The 244-nt window shown below is 59.4% G+C and carries 1 protein-coding gene; it reads right to left on the bottom strand.

All coding sequences use genetic code 11. The features are described 5' to 3' along the window. Positions 1-244 (bottom strand): ATP-binding cassette domain-containing protein (locus tag SB764_RS43740; protein ID WP_410867269.1); only part of this gene is annotated, 244 nt, incomplete at both ends.

The raw sequence follows: 244 nt of genomic DNA, 5'->3' as shown, positions 1-244 counted from the left end.
CTGGAACACCATGCCGATCCGTGCGCGCAGCAGCGAAATATCGCGCTTGGAGGTCAGCAGGTTTTCGCCGTCCATCAGGATCTCGCCCTCGGCACGCTGCTCCGGATAGAGCGCGTACATCTTGTTGAGGGTGCGCAGCAGCGTGGACTTGCCGCAACCCGACGGGCCGATGAACGCGGTCACCTTGCCTTCGGGAATGTGCAGATTGATATTCTTCAGCGCGTGATACTTGCCGTAGAAGAAG

The organism is Paraburkholderia sp. SIMBA_027 (assembly GCF_046535315.1).
Lineage (GTDB): Bacteria > Pseudomonadota > Gammaproteobacteria > Burkholderiales > Burkholderiaceae > Paraburkholderia > Paraburkholderia tropica.
This window is presented reverse-complemented; position numbering and strand designations above follow the sequence as displayed.